The following is a 5361-nucleotide window of genomic DNA, read 5'->3' as shown; positions in this document are numbered from 1 at the left end:
GGCCAACTTCGCCGCTGACCAATCTTCGCCACCGACAACGTCGAGCACGCCGTTGCGAGGGCGAGGCCTGCGCGCGATCGTCAGGCCCGATAGTCAGGAGCAGCGGTTCGAAGCCGCGTCCAGAGCGGCGGACTTTCAAGTCGAGGCGTATCGCCGCTCTCTCTCTTTTTCAAGTATCGGATTTCCCCAAGACCGGCACCCGCTTCGGATCACCGTCCAGGCCCGCCGCTGATCGGCCGGAAAAGATCCAGCGTTCGAGAACGACAAAGTTGACCACCGGAATGAGAATGCAGGTGAGCAGTATCGGAATCGCCGCCGGCAGGCCGAACTGCCCGACGAGGAGCAGCGGAAGAAGATAGGCGATGGCAAGGCCGGATCCGGTCAGCACGGCGAAACGCGGCGCTTCGAATTGATGCGAGCCGGCCGACATGAAGGTGAAGAACTTGTGGCCGAGATAGGAGAATATTGCCGCGACCGCATAGGCGGCCACGGAGGCTGTGGCCGGCGGCAGGTATGTTGACCCGGCACTGGTGAAGAGGCTGGCACAATGCGCGTAGAGCACTGTGGCCGCGAGCCCCACCGAGGCGAATTTGAGAAGCCGGCGCGGAGCAAGTGTTCCGCGCCGGGCGGAAATGTCAGGCCGGCGCAATGCAGGCATATTGATCACCGGCTCCCCACAAAATGCTCCGGAATTGGCAATCGAACGATAGCGGGCACTGCCTAAGGCACCATTAACCGCTTCGTTACAGCTTCCTGAGCGCCACTTCCTCGACCAGATGATTGGCGCCCTTGCGCAGGATGAGATCGGCGCGGGCTCGCGTCGGCAGGATGTTCTCGCGCAAATTCTTCAGATTGATGTTGGCCCATAGGCCTTCCGCGATGGCGCGGGCCGCTGCTTGAGAAAGTTGCGAATAGCGGTGGAAGAAGGAGTCCGGATCGCGGAAGGCGGTCTCGCGCAGCCGCATGAAGCGGGCGATGTACCATTGATGGATCAGCTCCTCTTCGGCATCGATATAGATGGCGAAGTCGAAGAAATCCGACAGGAAAGGCACAATCTTGCCGTCCTTCGGCAGCTTGCCCGGCTGCAGCACGTTGATGCCTTCGAAGATCAATATATCGGGCCGGTCGATGGTCTGGAACTCGCCGGGAACGACGTCGTAGGTCAGGTGCGAATAGACCGGCGCGCGGACATTGCGCTGCGCCGATTTGATACCCGACAGGAAACGCAGTAATGCGCCGACGTCATAGCTGTCGGGAAAGCCCTTGCGTTCCATCAGATTGTTGCGGCGCAGGATTTCGTTGGGAAGCAGGAAGCCGTCTGTGGTGATCAGATCGACCTTGGGACTCGACGGCCAGCGCGCCAGCAATTCCTTGAGCACGCGCGCCGTGGTCGATTTGCCGACCGCGACAGAGCCGGCAATGCCGATGATGAAGGGCGTCTTGACGACATCCACCGCGTTGAAGAAGGCCTGGCGCTGCCTGAACAGAAGTTGGCTCGCCTCGACATGTGCCGACAACAGCCGGGACAGCGAAAGATAGATGCGCTTGACCTCTTCGAGGTCGACCGGGTCGTTGAGCGAACGCAGGCGACGGACCTCGTCCTCGCCGAGCGTCATCGGCGTGTCGGCGCGGAACTGCGACCATTGCTCTGCCGAGAAAAAACGAAAGGGCGAATATTTCTCGGTGGGGGCGAGCTGGTCCATCGAGTTTCCTACCCTCCGCAGCGATCAGCCCCGGTCCTGCCGAGACGCCTTTTCGGCGATGCCCGAACGACCGGTGCGGCGTTCGAGTTCGGTCAGGACATCGGCAAGCGGAATGCCGGCGACGCCCAGAACGACAAGCCAATGATAGATGAGATCGGCGCTTTCCGAAACGAGGGCTTGTCTGTCACCGCCAACGGCCGCGATCACCGTTTCGACCGCCTCTTCGCCGAGCTTCTGCGCCGCCTTGTCCATGCCGCGTGCGAACAGCTTTGCCGTCCACGAATCCGGATCGCCGGAATGCACGCGTTCCCTGATGATTGTCTCCAGATCGGAGAGCGAAAACTCAGCCATGGCGCCATCTATCTGCTTGTTTAAGCACGATTTTTTCCGAAAACCGGTTGCCATTTTTCGCTGGCGCGGACCTTCGGTTCGGGATCATGCTTTAGAGCCGATCACCCGGGGAGTCCAGTCGCATCGGCAGGCCGGCGCGGGCCATATGCGCCTTGGCTTCGGCAATGCTGTAGGTGCCGAAATGGAAGATCGATGCCGCCAGCACCGCGCCGGCATGGCCGTCGCGAATGCCCTCGACCATGTGATCGAGCGTGCCGACGCCGCCGGAGGCGATGACCGGCGCACGCACGGCGTCGGCTACCGCGCGGGTGAGCGCGATGTCGTAGCCGGCCTTGGTGCCGTCGCGGTCCATCGACGTCAGCAGGATCTCGCCGGCGCCGCGATCGACCATCTGCTGAGCGAATTCGACCGCGTCGATGCCGGTCTTTTCGCGGCCGCCATGGGTAAAAATCTCCCAGCGGTCGGCCTCGCCTTCGCCCGATACTTTCTTGGCATCGATGGCGATGACGATGCACTGGTTGCCGAATTTGTCAGCCGCCTCGGCGACGAAATCGGGATTCTTCACCGCCGCCGTATTGATCGACACCTTGTCGGCGCCGGCCAAAAGCAGCTTTCTTATGTCGGCGACCTGTCGCACGCCGCCGCCGACGGTCAGCGGCATGAAGCATTGTTCGGCGGTGCGGGCGACGATGTCGAAGATGGTCTCGCGATTTTCGGACGAAGCGGTGATGTCGAGGAAGCAGAGTTCGTCGGCGCCGGCGGCGTCATAGGCCTTGGCCGCCTCGACCGGATCGCCGGCATCGACCAGGTCGACGAAGTTGACGCCCTTGACGACGCGGCCGTTCTTGACGTCGAGACAGGGGATGACGCGGGCTTTCAGCATCAGATCCTCGCAAGCGCGGCAAGAAAATCGCCAAGCAATTGCCCAACTACAGGCGGAACCTCGCCCTTGGCGTCAAAGGCAGGATCGTAGGCGGACAGGGTGACGCCGACTATCGGGATCGACTTGGCCAGCCCGCAAACCAGTTGCCGCAGTTGCTCCGGATTTGGACCTCCCGGCCGTGCATAGCGGTTCACTTGCAGCACATCGGGATCGTGAACATCCAGATCCAGATGCAAATGCACTTGGGCCGCGCCGGCCGCCTTTAGCTTTCCGACATTGTCGAGTGCATCGGCCCATTGGGCGCGAATGATTGGCAACGTCTCCAGAAGCCGCCTTTCATCGGGATCGAGGTCGCGTGCATCGACCAGCATGCACCGCGACGGCTCGATCGCCTGGAAGCCGGGAATCGCTGACGTCATAGGGCGCCAGCAGAGCCCCAGCGTCGTCGCCAGCGCCATGCCGTCGAGAAAGCCGTAGGTGGACGTCTCGGGCGTGTTGAGATCGCTATGCTGATCGATCCAGATGATCGAATCAGCGGTATCGCCAGCCACCGCACCGGCGGCGGTCAGGCAATTTCCGGTGAGCACAATGGGAAAACGCTCATCGTCGCGCGCCATGTCGACCTTGGTGGCGACTGCCCGACAAACCGCGAAACCTGTCGCGATTTCGCGTTTCTGGGCATCGCCGACTTCGCCGATGTCCTCGACGACGACATCGTGGCCGCGAAAGGCAAGTTCATCGATGAGGCCGCCGGCAATGATGGCGTCGGGGCCCTGGCCACAGCCGGAATGATAAAGGCCGCTGTCATAGGGTGCGAGGATGACCGAGAGTTTCATCGCGCCCTCGCCTTCTCCGGTCCTGCCGCCAGGATCGCCAGTGCCTCGGCCGGATCGATACGCCCGTCATAAAGCGCGCGGCCGGAGATGGCACCTTCAAGTTTTTGCGCATCGGGCATGGTCATGCGCACGATGTCGGCGATCGAGGCAAGCCCCCCGGAGGCGATGACCGGGATTGAAACTGCTTCGGCGAGATCGATGGTGGCATCCCAGTTTATGCCGGTCAGCACACCGTCGCGGTCGATGTCGGTGTAGATGATGGCGGCAACGCCGGCGCCCTCGAACTTCCTCGCCAGTTCGATGACGCCGAGGCTCGAGGCCTCGGCCCAGCCCTCGACCGCGACCTTGCCGCCCTTGGCGTCGATGCCGACGGCGATCTTGCCCGGGAACGCCTTGCAGGCCTGCCTGACCAGATCCGGATCGCGCACGGCCACCGTGCCGAGAATGATCCGCGCCAGCCCGCGATCGAGCCAGTCCTCGACCTGCGCCAGGGTGCGGATGCCGCCGCCGAGCTGCACCGGGTTTTTCGTCGCCTTGAGGATGGCGCCGACCGCCGCGCTGTTGACGCTCTGGCCCTTGAAGGCGCCGTTGAGGTCAACGACATGCAGCCATTCAAAACCCTGTTGCTCGAAGGCCCTGGCCTGCGCGGCCGGGTCGTCATTGTAGATCGTCGCGGTCGCCATATCGCCGTGCTTCAGGCGCACGCACTTGCCGTCTTTGAGGTCGATGGCCGGGAACAGGAACACTTTCAGGCGCCCTCGACGATCGCGAAATGGCCAGTCGAAGCCGCCAGTCGATTCCGTAGTGCGGTCTGATAGGCCGGCGACTGGTAACAGTTCAGCGCTGTCTGATAAGAGGCGAACTCGACCACAACATGCCTGTCAAATTCCGATCCTTTTGGGTTTGTGACCTGTCCGCCGCGCACGAGATAGCGGCCGTCATAGCGCGAAATGGCGTCACTGATGGCGTCACGGTAGCGCTGATAACCGTCGGGGTCAGTCACCGTTAGCATGACCACCCAGTAGCCTTTCTTACTCATGATCCTAGGGCCTCCAGCGCAGAAAATTGGTGATCAGCGCCAGGCCAAGCGCCTGGCTCTTTTCGGGATGAAACTGCGTGCCGGCGAGATTGCCGCTGACAACAGCGGCCGTCACCGGACCACCGTAGTCGGCAATCGCCAGCACCTCCTGCGGCTTCTGCGCGTCGAGATGGTAGGAATGAACGAAATAGGCGTGCAGTCCCTTGGCGCCGGTCGGAATGCCGGAAAACAGCGGATGCTTGCGCGTGAGCTCGATCGTATTCCAGCCGATCTGCGGGATCTTCAGCGCAGGATCGGCCGGGGTGATCTCCTTGACGTCGCCGGCGATCCAGCCAAAACCTTTTGTAACGGTCTTTTCCAGGCCCCGCTCCGACATCAGCTGCATGCCGACGCAGATGCCGAGGAATGGCCGCCCCTTGACGATCGCGACCTCCTCAACCGCTTCCCACATGCCGGCCACAGCGCGCAGCCCGGCCGCGCAATCGGCATATGCGCCGACGCCGGGCAGGACGATGCGATCGGCGGTCCTGACACGCTCGGCATCGGCGG

Annotated in this window: 8 protein-coding genes; all 8 read right to left on the bottom strand. The window is 62.4% G+C overall.

Going from position 1 to position 5361, the window contains the following annotated elements:
- Window positions 1–169 precede the first annotated feature (169 nt).
- Window positions 170–658: a GtrA family protein gene (locus EOA86_RS20500; protein WP_164759964.1), complete on the bottom strand. Its 489-nt coding sequence runs from the start codon at window positions 656–658 to the stop codon at window positions 170–172.
- Window positions 659–743: 85 nt separating this feature from the next.
- The gene (gene coaA, locus EOA86_RS20495) at window positions 744–1703 is read right to left on the bottom strand and encodes a type I pantothenate kinase (protein WP_029347431.1); all 960 of its coding nucleotides are present in this window, start codon (window positions 1701–1703) and stop codon (window positions 744–746) included.
- A 24-nt stretch (window positions 1704–1727) separates the two neighbouring features.
- Window positions 1728–2054: a phosphoribosyl-ATP diphosphatase gene (locus EOA86_RS20490; RefSeq protein WP_127212120.1), complete on the bottom strand. Its 327-nt coding sequence runs from the start codon at window positions 2052–2054 to the stop codon at window positions 1728–1730.
- Window positions 2055–2145: 91 nt separating this feature from the next.
- Complete coding sequence (hisF, locus tag EOA86_RS20485) at window positions 2146–2937, bottom strand: imidazole glycerol phosphate synthase subunit HisF (protein ID WP_065011530.1); 792 nt, start codon at window positions 2935–2937, stop codon at window positions 2146–2148.
- A complete protein-coding gene (locus EOA86_RS20480) occupies window positions 2937–3773 on the bottom strand; it encodes an arginase family protein (protein ID WP_128343307.1) in 837 nt (278 codons plus the stop codon). The genes hisF and EOA86_RS20480 overlap by 1 nt, the downstream gene beginning before the upstream one ends.
- Window positions 3770–4519, bottom strand: coding sequence for a 1-(5-phosphoribosyl)-5-[(5-phosphoribosylamino)methylideneamino]imidazole-4-carboxamide isomerase (gene hisA / locus EOA86_RS20475; protein WP_128343306.1), 750 nt, complete (start codon window positions 4517–4519; stop codon window positions 3770–3772). The genes EOA86_RS20480 and hisA overlap by 4 nt, the downstream gene beginning before the upstream one ends.
- A 2-nt stretch (window positions 4520–4521) precedes the next feature.
- Window positions 4522–4812, bottom strand: coding sequence for a DUF1330 domain-containing protein (locus EOA86_RS20470; protein ID WP_128343304.1), 291 nt, complete (start codon window positions 4810–4812; stop codon window positions 4522–4524).
- A gap of 4 nt (window positions 4813–4816) precedes the next feature.
- Window positions 4817–5361 (bottom strand): imidazole glycerol phosphate synthase subunit HisH (hisH, locus tag EOA86_RS20465; protein WP_245497330.1); only part of this gene is annotated, 545 nt, incomplete at its 5' end.

Source organism: Mesorhizobium sp. M5C.F.Ca.IN.020.32.2.1, from assembly GCF_004023105.1.
GTDB classification, from domain to species: domain Bacteria; phylum Pseudomonadota; class Alphaproteobacteria; order Rhizobiales; family Rhizobiaceae; genus Mesorhizobium; species Mesorhizobium wenxiniae.
The sequence above is the reverse complement of the archived record's forward strand: the minus strand, read 5'-3'. Positions and strand labels throughout refer to the sequence as shown.

Excerpts from the sequence above, each read along its gene's own strand:
- EOA86_RS20480 (WP_128343307.1), bottom strand. The coding sequence starts at position 3,773 with ATGAAACTCTCGGTCATCCTCGCACCCTATGACAGCGGCCTTTATCAT.
- hisF (WP_065011530.1), bottom strand. The coding sequence starts at position 2,937 with ATGCTGAAAGCCCGCGTCATCCCCTGTCTCGACGTCAAGAACGGCCGC.
- EOA86_RS20470 (WP_128343304.1), bottom strand. The coding sequence starts at position 4,812 with ATGAGTAAGAAAGGCTACTGGGTGGTCATGCTAACGGTGACTGACCCC.
- EOA86_RS20500 (WP_164759964.1), bottom strand. The coding sequence starts at position 658 with ATGCCTGCATTGCGCCGGCCTGACATTTCCGCCCGGCGCGGAACACTT.
- EOA86_RS20490 (WP_127212120.1), bottom strand. The coding sequence starts at position 2,054 with ATGGCTGAGTTTTCGCTCTCCGATCTGGAGACAATCATCAGGGAACGC.
- coaA (WP_029347431.1), bottom strand. The coding sequence starts at position 1,703 with ATGGACCAGCTCGCCCCCACCGAGAAATATTCGCCCTTTCGTTTTTTC.